The sequence below is a fragment of the Nocardioides pocheonensis genome, from assembly GCF_003725535.1.
Taxonomy (GTDB): Bacteria; Actinomycetota; Actinomycetes; order Propionibacteriales; family Nocardioidaceae; genus Marmoricola; species Marmoricola pocheonensis.
The window spans coordinates 22,911-23,283 of sequence record NZ_RJSF01000008.1; positions in this window are offsets into that span (position 1 = coordinate 22,911).

The following is a 373-nucleotide window of genomic DNA, read 5'->3' on the forward strand; positions in this document are numbered from 1 at the left end:
TGGCCGGTGCCGGGTGCTTGTGCCTGCGGCGCTTGTGCGGCTGCGCCGCACGGGGGTCCGTGGTTGCGGGTGCGGGTGCGTGTCCCGGTGACCCCCTCGCTCGCTGGGGAGTGCGCGTCGCCCCGACTTCTGTGCCGCTGCCGCCGGGTTTGGTCTTGGGGCGCCGCGCTATCCCTTGACGCGAGCCTTCGGGCGCCCCCGGGCCCCGCCCCCGCCTCCAGGGTCACGGTCCCCGGGTGGTGGAGAACTGGGATGGGTCCACCACCACTCGTCGAACCGGCCCGCTGGTGGGCCCACCGCTTTTCCATCTCCCCCCGGGTTGGCGGGGCTTTCCGGTGGGTGGCGGGCGGCTCCCGTAGGTGGACGGGGACGG